At 62.6% G+C, this 19,776-nt stretch carries 17 protein-coding genes; 9 read left to right on the forward strand and 8 right to left on the reverse strand.

Features of this window, described 5'->3' with window-relative positions; all coding sequences use genetic code 11:
* The first annotated feature begins 141 nt into the window (after positions 1-141).
* Positions 142-603, forward strand: coding sequence for an Lrp/AsnC family transcriptional regulator (locus tag TM49_RS08045; protein ID WP_045680393.1), 462 nt, complete (start codon positions 142-144; stop codon positions 601-603).
* Between the two features lie 7 nt (positions 604-610).
* Complete coding sequence (locus TM49_RS08050; protein WP_045680395.1) at positions 611-1,681, forward strand: NAD/NADP-dependent octopine/nopaline dehydrogenase family protein; 1,071 nt, start codon at positions 611-613, stop codon at positions 1,679-1,681.
* 122 nt (positions 1,682-1,803) lie between these two features.
* Here the strand turns inward: TM49_RS08050 and TM49_RS08055 are convergent, their stop codons facing one another.
* Positions 1,804-2,346, reverse strand: a complete 543-nt coding sequence (locus TM49_RS08055; protein WP_244464819.1) for a phosphoribosyltransferase family protein — start codon at positions 2,344-2,346, stop codon at positions 1,804-1,806.
* Positions 2,347-2,483: 137 nt separating this feature from the next.
* Here TM49_RS08055 and TM49_RS08060 point away from each other — a divergent pair, with 137 nt between their 5' ends.
* On the forward strand, positions 2,484-2,999 hold the full coding sequence (locus TM49_RS08060; protein ID WP_045680397.1) for a gluconokinase: 516 nt from the start codon (positions 2,484-2,486) through the stop codon (positions 2,997-2,999).
* A 447-nt stretch (positions 3,000-3,446) separates the two neighbouring features.
* Here the strand turns inward: TM49_RS08060 and TM49_RS08065 are convergent, their stop codons facing one another.
* The gene (locus TM49_RS08065) at positions 3,447-5,504 is read right to left on the reverse strand and encodes a M3 family metallopeptidase (protein ID WP_045680399.1); all 2,058 of its coding nucleotides are present in this window, start codon (positions 5,502-5,504) and stop codon (positions 3,447-3,449) included.
* A 139-nt stretch (positions 5,505-5,643) separates the two neighbouring features.
* On the opposite strand from TM49_RS08065, the gene TM49_RS08070 reads away from it, so the two are divergent.
* Positions 5,644-6,087, forward strand: coding sequence for a MarR family winged helix-turn-helix transcriptional regulator (locus tag TM49_RS08070; RefSeq protein WP_045684992.1), 444 nt, complete (start codon positions 5,644-5,646; stop codon positions 6,085-6,087).
* A gap of 7 nt (positions 6,088-6,094) precedes the next feature.
* Positions 6,095-7,390 carry a multidrug effflux MFS transporter gene (locus tag TM49_RS08075; RefSeq protein ID WP_045680401.1) on the forward strand — a complete coding sequence of 432 codons (1,296 nt, stop codon included), beginning with the start codon at positions 6,095-6,097 and terminating at the stop codon, positions 7,388-7,390.
* A gap of 281 nt (positions 7,391-7,671) precedes the next feature.
* Here TM49_RS08075 and TM49_RS08080 read toward each other — a convergent pair whose 3' ends face one another.
* A complete protein-coding gene (locus TM49_RS08080) occupies positions 7,672-8,892 on the reverse strand; it encodes an argininosuccinate synthase (RefSeq protein WP_045680403.1) in 1,221 nt (406 codons plus the stop codon).
* Between the two features lie 214 nt (positions 8,893-9,106).
* Between TM49_RS08080 and TM49_RS08085 the strand changes: the two genes are divergently transcribed.
* The 3 genes from TM49_RS08085 to TM49_RS08095 all read left to right on the forward strand — a co-directional run bounded on the left by TM49_RS08085 (position 9,107) and on the right by TM49_RS08095 (position 11,070).
* Entirely contained in the window at positions 9,107-9,985 is an 879-nt protein-coding gene (locus tag TM49_RS08085; RefSeq protein WP_045680405.1) for an SDR family NAD(P)-dependent oxidoreductase, read from the forward strand.
* Positions 9,975-10,316 (forward strand): TfoX/Sxy family protein, encoded by a 342-nt coding sequence (locus tag TM49_RS08090; RefSeq protein WP_045680407.1) that lies wholly within the window; start codon positions 9,975-9,977, stop codon positions 10,314-10,316. Before TM49_RS08085 ends, TM49_RS08090 begins: the two co-directional genes overlap by 11 nt.
* Before the next feature lie 124 nt (positions 10,317-10,440).
* Positions 10,441-11,070: a riboflavin synthase gene (locus TM49_RS08095; protein ID WP_045680409.1), complete on the forward strand. Its 630-nt coding sequence runs from the start codon at positions 10,441-10,443 to the stop codon at positions 11,068-11,070.
* A 58-nt stretch (positions 11,071-11,128) separates the two neighbouring features.
* Here TM49_RS08095 and TM49_RS08100 read toward each other — a convergent pair whose 3' ends face one another.
* The 4 genes from TM49_RS08100 to TM49_RS08115 form a co-directional block, all read right to left on the reverse strand.
* Positions 11,129-11,731, reverse strand: coding sequence for a superoxide dismutase (locus TM49_RS08100; RefSeq protein ID WP_045680410.1), 603 nt, complete (start codon positions 11,729-11,731; stop codon positions 11,129-11,131).
* Positions 11,732-11,874: 143 nt separating this feature from the next.
* A complete protein-coding gene (locus tag TM49_RS08105) occupies positions 11,875-14,205 on the reverse strand; it encodes a glucose/quinate/shikimate family membrane-bound PQQ-dependent dehydrogenase (RefSeq protein ID WP_045680411.1) in 2,331 nt (776 codons plus the stop codon).
* Positions 14,206-14,340: 135 nt separating this feature from the next.
* The gene (locus tag TM49_RS08110; protein WP_052699767.1) at positions 14,341-15,606 is read right to left on the reverse strand and encodes a DUF2254 domain-containing protein; all 1,266 of its coding nucleotides are present in this window, start codon (positions 15,604-15,606) and stop codon (positions 14,341-14,343) included.
* A gap of 78 nt (positions 15,607-15,684) precedes the next feature.
* Entirely contained in the window at positions 15,685-17,799 is a 2,115-nt protein-coding gene (locus TM49_RS08115) for a S9 family peptidase (protein ID WP_045680412.1), read from the reverse strand.
* A 156-nt stretch (positions 17,800-17,955) separates the two neighbouring features.
* On the opposite strand from TM49_RS08115, the gene TM49_RS08120 reads away from it, so the two are divergent.
* A complete protein-coding gene (locus TM49_RS08120) occupies positions 17,956-18,345 on the forward strand; it encodes a DUF930 domain-containing protein (protein WP_244464820.1) in 390 nt (129 codons plus the stop codon).
* 28 nt (positions 18,346-18,373) lie between these two features.
* Here TM49_RS08120 and TM49_RS08125 read toward each other — a convergent pair whose 3' ends face one another.
* A complete protein-coding gene (locus tag TM49_RS08125; RefSeq protein WP_045680414.1) occupies positions 18,374-19,666 on the reverse strand; it encodes an NAD(P)/FAD-dependent oxidoreductase in 1,293 nt (430 codons plus the stop codon).
* Positions 19,667-19,776 lie beyond the last annotated feature (110 nt).

The raw sequence follows: 19,776 nt of genomic DNA on the forward strand, positions 1-19,776 counted from the left end.
GCAAGGGATTTCCCGCTATAACAACCATAAAGTACGGTCTTTTGCCGGGCGTGATTTTGCGTTTTGCAAATCTGGCGGGAAAATATCTCTCCAATCCCGGTGAAAAACGAAAAATCCTCGCGGCCAGAAAGGGAAACCGCCATGTTCGATGAAATCGACCGGAAAATCATCGATATCCTGCAGCGTGAGGCCGACAAGACGGTCGGCGAGATCGCCGAGGCGGTCAATCTGTCGCACACACCATGCTGGCGGCGGATCAAGCGCATGGAGGACATGGGTTTCATCCGCAATCGCGTGGTGCTGATCGACCGCAAGATGGCCAATATTCCGATGACCATCTTCATCTCCGTCAAGGCGCCGCGTCACGCCATCGAATGGCTCGACGAGTTCCGCAAGCAGATCCGCGACATTCCGGAGGTCACCGAGGCCTACCGGCTGACTGGTGATACGGATTATCTGCTGCGCATCGTCGTTCCCGACATCGAGACCTATGACCAGGTATACAAGAATCTGATATCGAGGCTCGAATTCTCCGACATCAACTCCTCCATCGCGATGGAGGAGATGAAGTTCACCACGGCCCTGCCGACGAAATACATGTGAGGACATCATGAAGATCGCCATTCTAGGGGCCGGCTCCAATGCCTACGGCCTTGCCGCCTTCACCGCCGATGCCGGCCATGAACCCGTGCTCTGGTCGCCCTCGGGCTCGCGCGGTCGCGGGCTCGCCGAAGGACAGATGCTTGAGGCAACCGGCGCGCTCGAATTCGAGGGGCCCGTCGGCGTGGCGGATACGGCCGCAGAAGCGGTCTCCGGCGCGGGGCTCGTCATGATCGCGATGCCGGTCAACGGCCACCGCATGGCGATCGACGCGCTGGTGCCGGCGCTTGATCCCGGCACGCCGGTGATCATCTCCTCACACAGCTCCTTTGCTGCGCTCTATCTCTCGCGTGCACTGAAAAAAGCGGAGAAGGCGACGACAATCATTGCCTGGGGCACGACGCTTCTGACCGCCCGGCAGAAGAGCGACACCACCGTCACCGTCAACACCATCCGCCAGAAGGTCGATATGGCGACCGTGCCATATTCCGCGATGGAGGCGGGGCATGCGCTCTGCACCGATCTCTTCGGCGATCGCTTCGTGCCACGTGACGGGCTGATTGCCGTGGCGCTGTCGAACCTCAACCCGCAGAACCATCTCGGCATCGCGCTGATGAACCTGACGCGCATGGAAAAGGGCGAGAGCTGGGGGCAGGGCGAACATGTGACGCCGGCCGTCGGCAATTTCATCGAGGCACTCGATGCGGAGCGCCTCGCCGTCGTCGATGCCTTCGGGCTGAAGACCAAGACCGTGCGCGAGCATTTTTCAACCTCGTTCCACGTGCCGCTCGCTTCGGTATCGGAGATGAACCAGCAAATGCATGCCGAAGGGCGGGGCGGCTCTGGCCCATCGTCTTTCGACAGCCGCTACATCTTCGAGGATGTGCCGTTCGGCCTTGTCGCCACAAGCGCGCTTGCGCGCATGGTCGGCGTGCCGGTCCCGCTGCATGATGCCGGGATCGCCATCTTCTCGGCGGCCTGCGGGCGCGATCTCGCCGCCGACAACGATCTTCTGCCGGCGCTCGATTTTACCGCCATGGACCGGACGACACTCGAGACCCTCTGCCGCGAAGGTTATTGAAGGCTGGCGGGACCGTTTCAGAAGGTGTCGGGGATCGGCCGGAACGGGCCGCCATCGCTTTCGAACTGCGGGATATGGGCGAGGCTTGCGACGAGCGCGGAGTCTTCGCCGAGCGTCTTTCGCTAGTCATGCGCCTCCGTCAGGATGACGCCGATGCCGGCGACCATGCCTCCGGCCTTTCGCACGAGGTCGAGCGATCCCTGCAGGCTGGAACCGGAGGCGACGACATCGTCGACGATCACGACTCGCTTGCCGGCAAGCAGCGGCAGCGATCGCCGGTCGAGCATCAGCTTCTGCTCGCCCTTCGAGGTGATCGACGAGATCGTCTGCGTCAGCGCGTCGCCGAGATGGATTTTCGGCGATTTCTGCAGGACCACATAGTGATCGAGGCCGAGTGCGCGGGTGACTTCGATGGCGACAGGAATGCCGAGGGTCGCCGCGCCGACGACGATATCGGGCTTCAGCGGCGCCAATCTGTCGGCAAGCTGCTTGCCCGCATGGGCACCGAAGCGCACACCGAGATCGATCACCATCATCAGCGATATGGCGAAGTCGGGCCGGATCGCAACGAGCGGCAGATCGACCGGAAAGCCGGCGACGTCGACATGCCAGGTCTGGTCGGTCACGTGGGGCATCGGGTTTTCTCCGGTTCTGCTTTCGCGCAAGCATGCATTTCCTCCCGATGAAGACAAGCATCAAGCCAGGCCTATCTGGCTGAAAAATGCAGAAGATTTGCGCTGCCGCAATCGACCGCATGGGGATCTGATGCTAGGAGGAGCGGGCAAATGATCTGGAGTGCGTCATGGAAATCAATCGTCCGGCTTTGGTGGTCATGGGAGTTTCGGGCTGCGGCAAGTCGAGTGCCGCCGCGGCCATTGCAGGCACCATCGGTGGCCGGATGATCGAGGGCGACTCGTATCACCCGCCGGAAAACGTCGAGAAGATGCGCAACGGCATACCGCTCAATGACGAAGACCGCGCCGGCTGGCTCGAGCGACTTGCGGGCGTTCTCGCCGATGGCGTTGCCGCTGGCGAAATCCCCGTGCTTGCCTGCTCGGCGCTGAAGGCCCGTTATCGGGATGTTCTGCGCAGCAGGACGCCAGGGCTGGGTTTCGTATTCCTCGAACTGACCCGTGAGGCCGCCTTCGAGCGGGTCGGCCATCGCCCCGGCCACTATATGCCGTCAAGCCTGGTCGACAGCCAGTTCGCCGCGCTTGAGCCACCGGTCGAGGAAGATGGTGTGCTGACGGTCGATGCGACCCGCCCGCTGGCCGACATTGTGACGGATGTGCGCGACTGGCTTTCCAGGGGTATCTGACCCCGGCAGCCCTCAGGTCAAAATTTGCAAAAAAGGTTGGAACTTTCGGGCGATTGAGCCGTTGGCTCAGCGTGGGTGTTTTTCTGCCTTTTTTGCCCTCACCACATCACCGCAAATTGACTCGTCCGCCACATTTTTAACATGGAAAATCTTACTTATGCGTAATAAAGCATATGAAACGCGCGGTTCACGACGCGAAGAAACGGCAATAGGGTCATCTAGAAACTTGAGAAATATACGCTTATTTTCCTGCAGTTGCCATTACAAGCTACGCTTCGGGGCCAAATCGTGCCCATACTGCTTCCGTGTTACGCCCTTTTACAATCGCATTTCGTTCTGGGTGCTCGCCGCCGTTCTGGTGCTGCTCGTGGCGGGCCTGGCTCTCGGCGTCGATGATCTGTTCTTCGCAGGCGAGACCCAGAACCTGAGTTGACGGTCGCCCGCTGCTCAAAGCAGGCCACGTCCCTTCAGCATTGCCTCCGGACCCGGCATCTTGCCGCGGAAGGCGCGGTAGGCTGCCTCGGCATCGACCGAGCCGCCCTTGGTCAGGATATTGTCCTTGAGCTTTGCCGCGACCTCCGGGTTGAAGACATCGCCGGTTTCCTCGAAGGCCTCGAACGCATCGGCATCGAGCACTTCCGACCACATGTAGGAATAATAGCCAGCCGCATAGCCATCGCCCGAGAAGATGTGCAGGAAATGCGGTATTGCATGGCGCATGGCGATCGCGTTGGGCATGCCGATGCCGTTCAGCACGCCATTCTGGAAGGCGACTGGGTCGGCCGGCGGCTCGGCTTCGGTGTGAAGACGCATGTCGACGATGGCGCAGGCGGTATATTCCACCGTCTGGAAGGCCTGGCCGAAGGTTGCCGCATCCAGCACCTTGTCCATCAGCGCCTTGGGCATCGGCTCACCGGTCGCATAGTGCAGCGCATATTTCTCGAGGACCGAAGGCACGGTCAGCCAGTGTTCGTTGAGCTGTGAGGGCAGTTCGACAAAATCGCGGTCGACGCCGGTACCCGAAACCGACGGATAGGTGACATCGGACAGCATGCCGTGCAGCGCATGGCCGAATTCGTGGAACAGCGTGCGCGCGTCATCCAGCGACAGCAGCGCCGGCTTGCCCTCGGCGGGCTTGGCGAAGTTGCAGACATTGATGACGATCGGCAGCTCGCCCTGGGTGCCGTTCGGCAGCGTCAGCCGGTGCTGGCTCTGCATCGCGTTCATCCAGGCGCCGGAGCGTTTGGATGAGCGGTTGAAATAGTCGCCGAGGAAGATCGCCTTCAGCGTATCGTCGCTGTCGCGGATCTCGTAGACGCGGACGTCGGGATGATAGGATTTGACATCCGGCTTCGCCACGGCGCGCACGCCATAGAGCCGCTCGGCGACGGCAAAGCAGGCTTCGATGATCTTTTCGAGCTGCAGATAGGGCTTCACTTCGCTTTCGGAGAAGGAGAATTTGCGGGCCTTCAGCTTTTCGGCGTAGTAGCGCCAGTCCCAGGCTTCGATCTCGCGGTTGGCGCCTTCCTCGGCGGCCAGCGCCGAGAGTTCGTGCTGGTCGTCCTCGGCCGCTTTCACCGCGCGCTCCCAGACATCGAGCAGCAGCAGGTCGACAGCGCCCGCGGTCTTCGCCATGGTGTTGTCGAGCTTCATCGCGGCGAAGTTTTCATATCCGAGCAGGCCCGCCTTTTCGGCCCTGAGCGCCAGCGTCTCCTTCATGATCTCGCGATTGTCGTGCTCGCCGCCGGAAAGGCCGCGCGCCGTCCAGGCCTTGAATGCCTTTTCGCGCAGGTCACGGCGCGCCGACAGCGTCAGGAACGGCTCGACGATCGAACGCGACAGCGTCACTGCGTGGGCATCCGGACGGTCGCGCTCTGCAGCCGCGCCCGCCATGGCATCGATGAGAAAATCGGGAAGGCCGACGAGTTCGTCCTCCTCGGTGAGGAACATCGCCCAACTGCTCTCATCGGCGAGAACGTTCTGGCCGAAGGCGGCGCCGAGTTCGGCAAGCCGGCGGTTGACGGCGGCAAGCCGCTCCTGCGCCTCGCCCTCAAGCTTCGCGCCCGAACGGACAAAGCCCTTCCAGTGGCGCTCCAGCACCCGCGTCTGTTCCTCGTCGAGACCCAGCGTCTCGCGCGTCTGCCACAGCGTGTCGATGCGCTGGAACAGCGCCTTGTTGGCGCCGATGGCGGAATAGTGGCCGGAGAGTTTCGGCGCGATCTCACGTTCCAGCTTCTGGATATCCGGGTTGGTATGGGCGCCGGCCTTGGTGAAGAATACCGCGGCGACCCGCGACAGCGCATCGCCCGAGACTTCAAGTGCCTCGACCGTGTTGACGAAATCCGGCGCCTCCGGATTTTCCGCGATCGCATCGATTTCGCGATTGTGCTCGGCCATGGCCCAGTCAAATGCGGCAGCAAAGTCGGTATCGGCAATGCGGTCGAATTCCGGAAGTCCCGAAAAACCGTCCCAGCGGAAGAGGGCGTTGTTGATACCTTCGGTCATGTCGCATCATTCCTTTCATTCTGCCTGCCGGCCTATTCATGTGTGTGCGATACAAGCCGGTTCAAGGCAAGTGGCTTGATCGCCACTCGGAAAAATAGTAAGCGGCGCTTATCAATTCAAAGATGGTCAGGACATGGCGATGCCGGAAGCGACTGCCGACAGACTCGGCTTTCTGCTGAGTGATGTCGCCCGGTTGTTTCGGGCGGAACTTGAGCGCGAGCTGGCGAAGGCGGGTCTCGGCGTGACGCCGGGCGAGGCGCGCGCGCTTGCCCGCATCTCCGGTAGCGAAGGCGCCCGCCAGAGCGACATTGCCTTGGCGCTCGGCATCGAACCGATGACACTGTCGCGCTATCTGGACGGGCTGGAAAGCGCCGGACTGGTCAAGCGGACCGCGGACCCGAAGGACGGCCGGGCCAAATGCGTGACGACAACGGAAAACGCCGAAGCGCTGCTGACGGAAATCCGGGCGCTGGCCGACGACCTTTTCGCCCGGCTGCAGGACGGGCTTGCGGACGACGAGAAACAGATGCTGCGGCGCGCGCTCCGCACGATGCGAGACAATTTTGCGCGGCTTGAAAGATAAGGGGACCATGAGCGATACCAAAGGAACCACCGGCAAGACGCTGATGAGCGAGGGGCGCACCAGTCTGCTGGGCGCGGCGCTCTCCATGCTCGGGCCTTTTTCCCTGTCGCTCTATACGCCGGCCATGCCGGCGCTGACGGCCGCCTTCGGCACCACGGATGCCGCTATCAAGGCCTCCCTTTCGGTCTTCTTCGGCGGCTTTGCCTTCGCCATGCTGGTGACCGGCCCTCTGGCGGACGCGTTCGGACGGCGACGCACCGTCGTCGGCTTTCTGGCAATCTATGTGGTGGGCAGTTTCCTTGCGACATTTGCCGATGATGTGCCGATGCTGCTGGCCGGGCGGCTGATACAGGGTATCGGCGCCTCCGTCGGCCTCACCGTCGGCCGAGCGATCGTGCGCGATCAGTTCATCGGCGAACCCGCAGCGCGGATCATGAACATGATCGGCATCATGCTGGCGGTCGGCCCGGCCATCGCTCCCACTTTCGGCGGGCTGATCCTGCATTTCATCGGCTGGAAGGCGATATTCTTCACCATGATCGCTTTCGGCCTTGGTCTCGGCGGGCTGGTTCTGCTCTTGATGCCGGAGACCGGCCATCCGGATCCCAGGAAGGCGCGGCCCCTGCCGCTGGCCAAGGCCTATTGGCGGCTGCTTGGCAGTCCGCATTTCATGGCGGCCTCGCTGGTGATCGCGGCCTCTGTCGGCACGCTCTATGCGCTCGCCTCGATCCTGCCCTTCGTGCTGATCAACATTGCCGGCCTGACGCCGTCGCAGTTCGGCATGGGCATGCTGATGCAGACGGGGCTCTATTTCTCGGGCTCCGTCACCTTCCGCTTTGCGCTCCGCCGGTTCACCTCGCGGGCCATGGTCGGTGCCGGCCTGGTGTTCATTGCGCTCGGCGCCACGGCGCTCGCGATCTCGACCGAGGTTCTGCCGATTTCCTATCTCTCGGTGATGTTGCCGGTCGGCCTGTTTGCCTTCGGCATCGCCTTCGTCATGCCCTATGTCACCAATGCGGCTCTGCTTCCGTTCCCGGATATCGCCGGCTCGGCGTCGGCGATGATGGGCTTCATGCAGATGGGCTCCGGCCTCGTCACCGGCATGATCGCCGCCGCGCTCGGCTCGCCGGTGCTGGCCCTGCAGGTCGTGGTGCCGGCGATGGGCGCCATCGCCGTCATCTGCTACATCTGGCTACGCTTTGCCGACCGGCTTCCGGAGGAGCCTTCGGATGAAGGGGGCAACGCCGCCGAAGCCGGCGACGACTGGAGCGAAAGCACTCAGCGCCCGGCCGCCATGAAATGAAAAAGCCGGAACCTCTCGGCTCCGTCCCAGAACGCTGACAAACCCTTGAAGGCGTATGTTGATCCTCCGTTGGCCTCCTCACAGGGGGCATGCTCGGACTCGATCCGAGCATCCAGGCGGATTAACGCATTGAGTTGGCGGGGACTTATTGTGAGCTCTTGCCAAACTGCCTGGATCCTCGGGTCAAGCCCGAGGATGACGCCGAGTTTGAGGAGAGTTTGCCAACAAACCGAGCCGGAACCTCTCGGTCCCGGCTTTCCAGAGCAAGTTATCTGTCCGCTTCAGCTCCGGTCGCGCTTCGCAAGCGTCCGGAGGCGCAGGGAATTGAGCTTGATGAAGCCGGCGGCGTCCTTCTGGTCGTAGGCGCCGTGGTCGTCCTCGAAGGTGACGAGGGCTTCGGAATAGAGCGATTTGTCGCTCTCGCGGCCGATGACCATGACGTTACCCTTGTAGAGCTTCAGCGTCACTTCGCCCTCGACATGCTCCTGGCTCTTGTCGATGGCGGCCTGCAGCATCATGCGTTCCGGCGAGAACCAGAAGCCGTAATAGACGAGCTCGGCATAGCGCGGCATCAGTTCATCCTTCAGGTGCGCCGCTCCGCGGTCGAGCGTGATGCTCTCGATCGCGCGATGGGCCGTCAGAAGAATGGTGCCGCCGGGGGTCTCGTAAACGCCGCGCGACTTCATGCCGACGAAGCGGTTTTCGACGAGGTCGAGGCGGCCGATGCCGTTGTCGCGGCCATAGTCGTTGAGCTTGGCGAGAAGCGAAGCCGGGCTCAGGCGCTCGCCGTTGATGGAGACGGCATCACCCTTTTCAAAGCCGATCTTGATGACGGTCGGCTTGTCGGGGGCGGCTTCCGGCGAAATGGTGCGCATGTGCACATATTCCGGCGCCTCGACAGCCGGGTCTTCCAGCACGCGGCCCTCGGAGGAGGAGTGCAGCAGGTTGGCGTCGACGGAGAAGGGGGCCTCGCCGCGCTTGTTCTTGGCGATCTGGATCTGGTGCTTCTCGGCGAATTCCAGAAGCTCGGTGCGGCTCTTGAAGGTCCAGTCACGCCAGGGCGCGATGATCTTGATGTCCGGGTTCAGCGCATAGGCCGACATTTCGAAACGAACCTGGTCGTTGCCCTTGCCCGTGGCGCCATGGGCAATCGCGTCGGCGCCGGTCTTCTCGGCGATCTCGATCAGGTGCTTTGAAATCAGCGGCCGGGCAATCGAGGTGCCGAGCAGGTAGACGCCCTCATAGACGGCATTGGCGCGGAACATCGGGAACACGAAGTCCTTGACGAATTCCTCGCGCACATCCTCGATGAAGATTTCCTTCACGCCGGCGTTTTCCGCCTTCTTGCGCGCCGGCTCGAGCTCTTCGCCCTGGCCGAGGTCGGCGGTAAAGGTGACGACTTCAGCGCCGAGTTCGGTCTGGAGCCATTTCAGGATGATCGAGGTGTCGAGGCCGCCGGAATAGGCCAGAACGACCTTCTTGACGTCTTTGTGCGTTGCCATGTTGTTTCAAGTCCATCTGGTGTTTGGCATTTGAAGCCGTTTTAGCGGCTTTGCCGCGCCGCGCAAGGGAAACTGGCACTTGGGGTCCCGCAAACCGGCCACTCTCATGCGAATTTGCGGATTGACACGCTAGCACTTCTGAAAAACAGTCTTGCCAGAGAGAAACCGGATGTCCATCTCAGGGACAGGAACGGCAAAAATCGGGAGGAAGACCATGGGCCAGAAAGATGCGGGCCACGAAGCCCTGAAGGCGGGCAATGCGGCCGTCATCACCGGCGGTGCCTCGGGCATCGGCCTTGCCGCCGCGAAGGCTTTCATCGGCCTCGGCATGAACGTGATGATCGCCGACATGAAGGGCGAGCGGCTGGTGGCCGCCAAGGCTCAGCTTGAGCCGCTGGCGAAGGAAAAGGGCGTCAAGGTGCTGGCGCAGCCGACGGATGTTTCCGATCTTTCGGCGCTGGAAGAGCTCGAATGCGCCGCCGTCCAGGCCTTCGGCAAGGTGCATGTGCTGATGAACAATGCCGGCATCCAGCCGGAGACCGGCTTCTTCGGCAAGCAGATGCCGTGGGATCGCATCATCGATGTCAACCTTCTCGGCGTCATCAACGGCACCCGGATCTTCACGCCGGGCATGGTCGCGCACGGCGAACCGGCACTGATCATCAACACCGGCTCCAAACAGGGCATCACCACGCCGCCCGGCAACCCGGCCTATAACGTCGCCAAGGCCGGCGTGAAGGCGCTCACCGAGGCGCTGCAGCACGATCTGAGGAACCGCGAAGGCTGCAAGGTCGAGGCGCATCTCCTGATCCCCGGCTTCGTCTTCACCGGTCTGACCGCCAATGGCCGCACCGAAAAGCCGGAAGGCGCCTGGACGCCGGAACAGACCGTCGACTTCATGCTGAAAAGCATCGCCAAGGGCGATTTCTACATCCTTTGCCCGGATGGCGAGGTCGACCGCGCCACCGACGAGAAGCGGATGATGTGGGCGATGGGCGACATCGTCGAGAACCGGCCGCCGCTGTCGCGCTGGCACCCGGATTACGCCGACGCCTTCAAGGCCTTCATGAGCGGGAGCGGCGATGGCCATTGACGAGGCGCTCTCGGCCCGCCTCCGTGACCGGCTCGCCGGCCTCGAAGGGGTCAGCGAGAAGAAGATGTTTGGCGGGCTCTGCTTCATGGTCAACGGCCACATGGTGGCCGCCGCAAGCCGCAGGAACGGCGAGGGGCGCTACCTGTTCCGCATCGGCAAGGAGAATGCCGATGCCGCGGCAAGGCTCGGCCAATCCGAGCCGATGATCCATAACGGCCGCAGGATGTCCGGCTTCTATTTCGTCGATGCCGACGATTGCTCCGATGCGGATTTTGCGGAATGGATGTCGGTCGCCGTCGAAAACGCATTCTCGCTACCGCCGAAGCCGTAGACGCAGTGTCGCCGCTCCGGCCCTTGTGTTCGCACTCTCCGCCTCTCATATTGCCGCAAGCGCCGCCCATCCGGCGCGCGAACAGCGCCCCGTGACCGGCGGTGCGCCAGCAGGAGATTTTTCCATGTATACCGGCATCGTCCAGGCCGTCCGGCCGCTCGCCGACGTCACCGCCTATGCCGGCGGCAAGACCTTCACCGTCCGCTTCACCGATGAACAGCTCGAGGGCCTGAAGCTCGGCGCCAGCGTCAACATCGAGGGCGTCTGCCTGTCCGTCACCGGCATTTCCGGCAACAACGTCACCTTCGACGCGATGAACGCGACGCTGGAGCGCACCAATCTCGGCGCGCTCGAAGCGGGCAACGACGTCAATGTCGAACGCTCGGCAAAGATGACCGACGAAAACGGCGGCCATGTGATTGCCGGCCATATCGCCACCACCGCGGCGCTGGAGGAAATCAGGATCGCCGATGACGGCGCCCTGATCCGTTTCCGTGTGCCGGAAGAGTGGGCGAAATACATCTTCCCCCGCGGGTTTCTGGCGGTCAACGGCTGCAGCCTGACGGTCGCCGAGGTGGACGACAACCTCTTCACCATCAACCTCATCCCCGAAACGCTGCGCCAGACCACATTTTGCCGCTACACGGCAGGCGACCGTCTGAACATCGAGGTCGACCACCAGACCATGGTCCTGGTCGACGTCATCGAGCGTACGGTGACGCGGGTCCTGCCGGGGCTGGTGGCGAAGGGGTGAGGCACAAAAAAGCCCGGCGCTGAGGCCGGGCTTTTCAAAAATGTCGAAGGCAGTCGCCTTACTTGGTGGCACCTTCGTAGAGTTCGGCGACGTAGTCCCAGTTGATCAGGCTGTCGACGAACGCTTCCAGGTATTTCGGGCGGGCGTTGCGGTAGTCGATGTAGTAGGAGTGCTCCCACACGTCGACGCCGAGGATCGGCTTGGCGCCGTGGACCACCGGGTTTTCACCGTTCGGCGTCTTCATGATTTCGAGCTTGCCGTCCTTGACGGCGAGCCAGGCCCAGCCGGAGCCGAACTGGCCGGTGCCGGCGGCGATGAAGTCAGCCTTGAACTTGTCGTAGCCGCCGAGATCGGACGAGATCGCGCTTTCGAGCGCGCCCGGCAGCTTGGTGCCGCCGCCGTCCTTCTTCATCCACTTCCAGAAATGCATGTGGTTGAAGTGCTGGGCGGCGTTGTTGAAGAGCGGCTGGTTGGAACCATAGGCCTTGACCATCACCTCTTCGACCGGAAGCCCGCCGAGGCCGGCCTCTTCCGCCAGCTTGTTGCCGGTGGTCACATAGGTGTTGTGGTGCTTGTCGTGGTGAAATTCGAGCGTCTCGGCCGACATATAGGGCGCGAGTGCATCATATGCATAGGGCAGTTCAGGAAGTTCAAAAGCCATGTTCAATACTCCTCATTCAATAAATGGACGCTTGCGAAATACATAGGTAGGCCTGCTTTGAAGGGCAACCGGTAAATTCGGAAATAACCCGGTGAAATGCCGGAGTGCAAGGGCATTCCGACGTTTCACTGGTTTCACGGCGCTCACCCCTCCGGCAGCTTGTAGGCGAGGATGTAGTCGCCTGTCTTGGTGCCGACCGAGCCGTGACCGCCGGCGACGATCAATACGTACTGGGTGCCGTCCGAGGTCTCGTAGGTCATCGGCGTTGCCTGGCCGCCGGCCGGCAGCCGGGCTTCCCAGAGCTGTTCGCCGGTGGTGACGTCATAGCCGCGGATGTAGTTGTCCATCGTGGCGCCGAGGAAGGCGACGCCGCCGCGGGTCATGATCGGACCACCGATGCCGGGAACGCCCATCTTGATCTTCAGCGGAACGGGCGTCATGTCCTGGATGGTGCCGTTCTTGTGCTTCCAGACGATATCGCCGGTGGTGAGGTCAGCTCCTGCGACATAGCCCCACGGCGGCGCCTGGCAGGGCACGCCGAGCGGGCCGAGCAGGGTCGTGAAGGCAACGGCATAGTCGGCGCCGTTGTTGGAGTTGATGCCCTGGGTCGGCACGCCGGGCGTCGATTTCGGTACCAGCGTCGAGGTGTAGGCCATGTAGACCGGCATGGCGAACATCACCTGCCGCTCCGGATCGACGGCGACCGAGCCCCAGTTGAGCGTACCGAAATTGCCGGGATAGACGATCGTGCCATCGACGGACGGCGGCGTATAGCGGCCCTCGTAGTTGTACTGCTTCAGCTTGATGCGGCAGACAAGCTGGTCGAGCAGGCTCGCCCCCCACATGTCCTTGCCTTCAAGCTTCGGCGGATTGAAGGAAAGCACCGAGACAGGCTGGGTCGGCGACAGGTTTTCGCCTTCGAGGCCACCCTCCTGCGGCGCCGGAACCTCCTTGACCGGAATGATCGGCTCGCCGGTCTCGCGGTTCAGCACGAAGATTTCGCCCTGCTTTGTGGCCTGCACGAGCGCCGGTACGGTCTCGCCGTCGATGGTCAGGTCGAGAAGGGCGGGCTGTGCCGGAACGTCCATGTCCCAGAGGTCGTGGTGGACGCCCTGGAAATTCCAGACCGGCTTACCGGTATCGACGTCGAGCGCGACCACCGAGGAGGAGTATTTCTCTTCAGAAGGCGAGCGATCGAGACCGATCTGGTCCGGCGTGCGGTTGCCGATCGGGGCGTAGATCAGGCCTAGATCACTGTCGCCCGACATCACCGACCAGCTGTTCGGCGAGTTCTTGGTGTAGGTCTCGCCGGGGCCGATCGGTTCGGTCTGGTCTGGATTGCCGGTGTCGAAGTTCCAGATCAGTTCACCGGTGTCGATGTCATAGGCGCGGATCACGCCGGACGGGCTGTCGGTGGAGTAGTTGTCGTTGACCGAGCCACCGACCACGATCTTGCCGCCAATCGCCAGCGGTGCGGAGGTCGAATAATAGTAGCCCTGCGTCTTGTAGGGCATGTTGGTTTCGAGATGTAGCGTGCCGTTGTCGGCGAAATCCTCGCAAACGGTACCATCTTCGGCGTTGAGCGCGATCAGGCGGGCGTCGGAGGTCGGCAGGTAGACGCGGGTCTTGCAGCGTTCGCCTTCGGCAATGTCGGGGTCGTCGTAATAGGTGACGCCGCGGCAGGTCTGGTGCTGGCGGTTGCCATCAACCGGAACCTTCGGGTCGAACTTCCACTTCTGGTCGCCGGTCTTCGCATCGAAGGCCATGGCCCAGCTATGCGGCGTGCAGACGTAGAGCGTATCGTCGACCATCAGCGGGGTATTTTCGTAGGTGGTCTCGACGACGTCGTTCGGGCCCTTCATGTCGCCCGTCTGGATCTGCCAGGCTAGCTCGAGATTGCCGACATTCTCCGGCGTGATCTGATCAAGCGGCGACCAGCGCTGGCCCTTTTCGGTGCGGCCATAGGCGTGCCACTCCTGGTCCGGTATGGCACCGGCTGTCTGAGCGCTTGCGCTGCGGGCATCCGGCAGGGAGCCCTCGATCGCGTGGGGATCGGTAAACAGCGAGATCGCCGCGACCACGATCGACACCAGCACTGCGGCGACCAGCGGCCAGGGGCCACCACGCGCCGGCGCGGTCTTTTCGGGAAAGCCGTATTCGTCGCGCAGGATCGGCCGGCGCACCCACGGCAGCAGCAACCACAGGCCGAGCAGCACGACGAGGCCGCCGCGCGCCCCAAGCTGCCACCAGTCGAGGCCGACCTCGAGTAGCGCCCAGACAAGGGTTACCAGTATGGTTGCGGCGTATATCCAGTAGGCGAGCGCCGAGCGGATCAGCACAAAAAAAGCGGTCGCCAGAAACGCGGCGCCCGCGATCAGATAAAACCAGCTGCCACCGAGCGTGATCAGCCAGATGCCGCCACCGCCCAGAAACAGGCCGATCACGGCGAAGATGAATGCTGTCAGCAAGATCATTGAACGAGTCCCCCGTGGATTCCACAGCGCTCCTGACCACCGCCTTCAGGCGCAGTCGAGAGCCATCAGGCCTCCGCCGAGAGCGGGGCCATCTGAGTGTAGAACGACCGCGGCTGCGGAATGTTCCTGACAAGCTCAGTCCGTCAGGCGGCCTTTGCGGGCCATGGCCTCCAGACGCTTGATGTCGTTTTCGAAATCGAGCATCGCCCGGGCCCGCTCCAGCGCCTGCGCCGAATAGATGCGGGCGCTTTCGCCGTAGCCGGGAAACGGCAGCAGGGACAGCGATTCAAACGCGTGCTGCAGCCTCAGACCGACCTCCACCTTGTCCGCACCATCGCGGGAGATGCCGGTAAAGGCGGCATCGAAGAAATCGTCGGTCTCGATCCTGGGCATCACGACGCGCTCATAGTGCACTTCCGCTTCTCCCGGCGTGCCGGCCGCCATGATACGCACGAGGTTGCCAATGACATCGATCGCAGTGCCGGGATCGTTGATGCCGGGCGAGAGCGCCCGCATGGCGATCTGGGAGAGCACGGTCAGGCCATAGAGCGGATCCTGATCGTAGCTGCGGGCAGCGCCGATGGTAAAGGCCTCGTGCACCGCGTTCAGGGTCTCTTCGTCAACCTTGGCGCCAGATTGCAGTGCGAGCCCGGCAATATGGCGTCCGGGCGTGACGAAGGTCCCGGTGCGTTCCAGCACGTAGATATCCGCGTCCAGCTCTTCGGCAATATCATTGAGGGCAGGAACGTCGATGAAGCGCAGGTAGCCGATCTCGTCGTGTTCGATCATCACCAACCCATCCGGCAGGCTTCCTTGCTGCGTGCGAGCATGAAGGCAGGGTGCTGCGCGATAGGCCTCCATCGAAGGACTTGCCGCCGATTCCACCTGCGTGATCGTCTTGGTCACCTGGCCAAGGTGACCGAGGTAGTTGATCCAGCGCAGCAGCGTCACCACGATCAGCACGATCACGCCAATCGTGACCACGAACAGCACCAGCCGCCCGCCGCCGCCATAAAGCGACGTGTTGAGCGCGATCAGTCCGACAAGGCTGAAGATGAAGGCACCGAGAAAGGTGGAGAGCGCGGATTGCGCGGTCCGGTCCTGCAGGATCGTGCCAACAGCGCGTGGCGTGGCATTGCTGGCAGCAGCCGTCGAGGCCTGGACCAGCGTATTCAGCGAGAACACCAGGACGGAGAGCATGCTGGAGGCGATGATCGTCAGCAGGCTGTCGACCGCGCTGCGACCGATGATGTCCTGCAGGTCCTCCGGGATGACCGGATCGGCCATGATCCCCAGAAGCGCCGTCAGAACGGCGGCGATGCAGTAGAGTGTCGCAATGAACCACACCTGCCGCATCGCCTGGAGCGCCATCCAGAGGCGCTTCGACATTTCAAATTTCATCCGGCCCCGCCTTGTCTTCAAGCCTGATCAACGTGTGATCGGGGATTTTGGTTCCGAGGCCGGATGCCGCCGGGTGTCTCAGCTGTCGGCCTTGCCCGCGACCTTCAGCGCGAAGGCATATTCCAGCGCCAGTTCCTCCAGCCGCTGGAAACGCCCCGATGCGCCGCCGTGGCCTGCGTCCATGTTGGTGCGCAGCAGAATGGGGGCCGTGCCGGTGGTGTGCTCGCGCAGCCGCGCCACCCATTTCGCCGGCTCCCAGTAGGTCACGCGCGGGTCGGTGAGGCCGGCGAGCGCGAAGATTGCCGGATAGGGCTTCGTTGCGACATTGTCGTAGGGACTGTAGCTCGCAATGTAGTCGTAGGCCTCTTCGGAGGTGATCGGGTTGCCCCATTCCGGCCATTCGGGCGGGGTCAGCGGCAGCGTGTCGTCAAGCATGGTGTTGAGCACATCGACGAAGGGCACGGCAGCGATGATGCCGGCGAATTTCTCCGGCGCCATGTTGGCGACGGCGCCCATCAGCATGCCGCCCGCCGATCCGCCCTCGGCAACGATATTGCCGTAGCTGGTGAAGCCTTCGGCCACCAGCGCATCGGCGGCGGCGATGAAGTCGGAGAAGGTGTTCTTCTTCGAGCCCATCTTGCCGTTTTCATACCAGGCAAAGCCCTTGTCCTTGCCGCCGCGGATATGCGCGATGGCGTAGACGAAGCCGCGGTCGACCAGGGAGAGGCAATTGGTCGAGAACGAGGCCGGAATGGTGATGCCGTAAGCGCCGTATCCGTAAAGCAGCGCCGGCGCGGTGCCGTCGAGCGGCGTATCCTTGCGGTAGACGATGCTGACCGGTACCAGTTCGCCATCCGCCGCCTTCGCCTGGATGCGGCGGGTCACGTAATCGTCGGGATTGTGGCCCGAGGGCACTTCCTGTGTCTTCAGCAGCGTGCGCGCGCGCGTCGCCATGTTGTAGTCGTAAAGCTGCGACGGCGTGGTCATCGAGGAATAGGAGAAGCGGATGATATCCGTGTCATACTCGTTGGCGCCCTGCAGGCCGAGAGCATAGGCCTCCTCGTCGAAGGCGATCGCGTACTCCTCGCCGGTGGCGCGGTCGCGGATGACGATGCGCGGCAGGCCGGCAAAGCGTTCCAGCCAGACCAGGTGACGTGCAAAGGCCATATGCGCAAGGATCAGTCGGCCTTCCTGGTGCGGCACGAGCTCTTTCCAGTTCGCCTTGCCGGGCGCGGAGACGGGCGCCTCCATGATCTTGAAGTCCTTGGCGCCGCCGTCATTGGTCAGGATGTAGAAGACATCGCCGCCTTCGGTCACATCGTATTCGACCATGGTCTCGCGTTCGGCGACCAGTTCCGGCGTGGCGTCGATCTGTCCCGTCGGAATGATCCGCACTTCCGAGGTCTGGTGATCGTGCACGTCGATGAAGATGAAATCGTCGAGCAGCGAGCCGCCGAGGCCGACGAAGAAGCCCGGATCCTTCTCCTCGTAGACCAGCCGGTCGTCGCTCTGCTTTGTGCCGACGATGTGGTGGAACACACGCGACGGGCGATGGTTGTCGTCCACTTCTGTGTAGAAGAAGCTCTTGCCGTCAGGCGCCCAGACGCCGCTGCCACCGGTGTTGGCGATCACGTCGTCAAGGTCGCGGCCAGTCTCAAGATCGCGGACCCTCAGCGTGTAGAACTCCGAGCCCTTGTCGTCATAGCCCCAGAGTGCACGGCTGTGGTCGCTGGTGTGGTCGAAGCCGCCGAGGTCGAAATAGGCCTTGCCATCGCCCTCCTTGTCGCCGTCGAGCAGAACGGTCCGGAGCACGACATCGTTGAAATCGCCGTCGCGGGGAATACGGTAGATATAGGGCTGCTCGCCGCCGGTGCGGTAGGCAGAGCCATAGGCATAGGGGCCGTCCTTGCCCGGAACGGAGCTGTCGTCCTCCTTGATCCGGCCGCGCATTTCCGCAAAAAGTTTCTTCTGCAGCGCCTCGGTGTCGGCAAGGGCTGCCTTCATGTAGGCATTTTCCGCTTCGAGATGCGCCCGGATGCCGGCATCGAGGATCGTCGGGTCCTTGAACATCGCCTGCCAGTTGTCGGCTCTCAGCCAGGCGTATTCGTCGGTGCGCTTGCGGCCGTGGCGGGTATCGTGCTGCGGTTTCGTCTCGGCTTTCGGCGGGGCGGGGAGATTGCTGAACTCAGTCACGATGGCGGGCCTTCCGGTTTCGGTTTCGTCGATAAATAGGTGGACCGCAGGAACGCATCAAGGCAAAAGGGCCCCCGGCCGCAGACTTGCCATATTCAGCTGCATTCTACATGCTTCTGTAATATAGTTACGTGCGTAGCGTGAAGGAGTGATTCATTGAGAACGGCTGGGCTGGCGCTTTTCGTGATCTTGGCAACGACGACGCAGGCGATGGCGCTGAACCAGCGCATCACCACCGAACTTAAGAGTCTCGATCCGGAAGAGGAACTGGAACAGCGCTGCGATGTCGAGGCGCTCAGCCAGATCAACGATGCCCGCAAGGACATGTATCCGGACAAGGTGATCGCCTATACCTTTGCGCCGCCGAGCGTCAAAGGCAACACGATCGACGCCCATGGCGCGGCATTTCGCTCCCACGAACACTGGTATCGCCTGACCTACCACTGCGTCACGGATCGCTCCGAACTGACGGTCAAGTCCTTCAGCTTCAAGATCGGTGCGGAGATTCCGCGCGCGCAGTGGGACAGGCTCTACCTCTATCCCTGAGCGGGACCGGCAGAGCCCGCCTCTATGCTCAGTCCTGATCCTCGAACGTCACCGCCTTCAGCTTGTCGATCCTGAGCGCCTGCAGGGCGAGCTTTTCATAAAACGGCTCGCTGACGCCGGTCTTGACCTTGCGCAGGAAGTACTTCTCGAAGCCGGCCTTTGCGGCATGCACCCAGCGGCCCTCCGAGGCCCAGTTGACGTTGCGCGGCGGGATCTGCGGCTGCGCCACGAAGGCGACACCGCCATCGCCGAAATCGGCGAGGCAGACAGCATTCCACGTCGCCTGGGCATTCGGCTTCTGGCCGGCAAGCAGCCGTTCGATATTGGCGACTGTCGCCGTCGCCATCGATTCGATCATGAAGCCGGTCTTCGGCACGCCGACGGGCACCGCGGTCTTGCCGATCGGCGGGATCGCGACGCAGACGCCAAGGGCGAAGATGTTGTCGAAGGTCGGGTTGCGCTGGTGCTTGTCGATCAGCACGAAGCCGCGCGGATTGGTGAGGCCCTCGATGCCGCGGATGGCGGAGACGCCGCGGAAGGCGGGCAGCAACATCTTGAAGGCGGCCGGCAGCTCGTGTTTCGCCTTCACCGTGCCGTCCTCGCCGATCTCCTCGGCAATCACGCTTTCGCCGGTGATGCGCTCGATGCGGGCATTGGTGATCCACTTGATATGGCGCGCCCTGAGCTCGCTCTCCATCAGACCCTTGGTGTCGCCCACCCCATCGAGGCCGAGATGGCCGATATAGGGTTCCGGCGTGACGAAGGTCATCGGCACCCGGTCGCGCACCTTCGCGTCCCTCAGCGCCTTGTCGAGGATGAAGGCGAATTCATAGGCCGGACCGAAACACGAGGCCCCCTGAACCGCGCCGATGACGACGGGCCCCGGCTGTTCGACCAGCGCGTCGAAGGCGGCTTTCGCCGCGGCCGCGTGGCCCGTTTCGCAGACCGATTGCGAATGACCGGCCGGCCCGAGCCCCTCGATCTCGTCGAAGGCGAGTTCCGGCCCGGTGGCGATCACCAGGTAGTCATAGGAAAGCGTGGTGCCGTCGGTGAGTTCGATCGTGTTCTCGGCTGGATTGAGCCTTGCGGCGCCCTCCGGCCTCAGCGTGATGCCGCGACGTTCGAATACCGGCGCCAGATCGACCTGCACCGCCTCGGGCGTGCGCCAGCCGACCGCCACCCACGGATTGGAGGGGACAAAGGAATAGACCGAGCCCTTGTTGACGACGCTGACCTTGTGCTCTCTGCCAAGCCGCTCCCGCAGTTCATAAGCGGCGATCGTGCCGCCGAGACCGGCTCCCATTACGACGATATGTGCCATTTCATCCTCCCGAAAAGCACTGACCGGCGGCGCATGCTTCCAAGAGCCGTCCGCCCTTCTGCCGCACTCCCAGAGCGGCATTCCTGCATCATAAATATGTATTAATGCGT

This window comes from Martelella endophytica (genome assembly GCF_000960975.1).
In the GTDB taxonomy this organism is placed as follows: domain Bacteria; phylum Pseudomonadota; class Alphaproteobacteria; order Rhizobiales; family Rhizobiaceae; genus Martelella; species Martelella endophytica.

Excerpts from the sequence above, each read along its gene's own strand:
- TM49_RS08045 (WP_045680393.1), top strand. The coding sequence starts at position 142 with ATGTTCGATGAAATCGACCGGAAAATCATCGATATCCTGCAGCGTGAG.
- TM49_RS08050 (WP_045680395.1), top strand. The coding sequence starts at position 611 with ATGAAGATCGCCATTCTAGGGGCCGGCTCCAATGCCTACGGCCTTGCC.
- TM49_RS08060 (WP_045680397.1), top strand. The coding sequence starts at position 2,484 with ATGGAAATCAATCGTCCGGCTTTGGTGGTCATGGGAGTTTCGGGCTGC.
- TM49_RS08065 (WP_045680399.1), bottom strand. The coding sequence starts at position 5,504 with ATGACCGAAGGTATCAACAACGCCCTCTTCCGCTGGGACGGTTTTTCG.
- TM49_RS08070 (WP_045684992.1), top strand. The coding sequence starts at position 5,644 with ATGCCGGAAGCGACTGCCGACAGACTCGGCTTTCTGCTGAGTGATGTC.
- TM49_RS08075 (WP_045680401.1), top strand. The coding sequence starts at position 6,095 with ATGAGCGATACCAAAGGAACCACCGGCAAGACGCTGATGAGCGAGGGG.
- TM49_RS08080 (WP_045680403.1), bottom strand. The coding sequence starts at position 8,892 with ATGGCAACGCACAAAGACGTCAAGAAGGTCGTTCTGGCCTATTCCGGC.
- TM49_RS08085 (WP_045680405.1), top strand. The coding sequence starts at position 9,107 with ATGGGCCAGAAAGATGCGGGCCACGAAGCCCTGAAGGCGGGCAATGCG.
- TM49_RS08090 (WP_045680407.1), top strand. The coding sequence starts at position 9,975 with ATGGCCATTGACGAGGCGCTCTCGGCCCGCCTCCGTGACCGGCTCGCC.
- TM49_RS08095 (WP_045680409.1), top strand. The coding sequence starts at position 10,441 with ATGTATACCGGCATCGTCCAGGCCGTCCGGCCGCTCGCCGACGTCACC.
- TM49_RS08100 (WP_045680410.1), bottom strand. The coding sequence starts at position 11,731 with ATGGCTTTTGAACTTCCTGAACTGCCCTATGCATATGATGCACTCGCG.
- TM49_RS08105 (WP_045680411.1), bottom strand. The coding sequence starts at position 14,205 with ATGATCTTGCTGACAGCATTCATCTTCGCCGTGATCGGCCTGTTTCTG.
- TM49_RS08110 (WP_052699767.1), bottom strand. The coding sequence starts at position 15,606 with ATGAAATTTGAAATGTCGAAGCGCCTCTGGATGGCGCTCCAGGCGATG.
- TM49_RS08125 (WP_045680414.1), bottom strand. The coding sequence starts at position 19,666 with ATGGCACATATCGTCGTAATGGGAGCCGGTCTCGGCGGCACGATCGCC.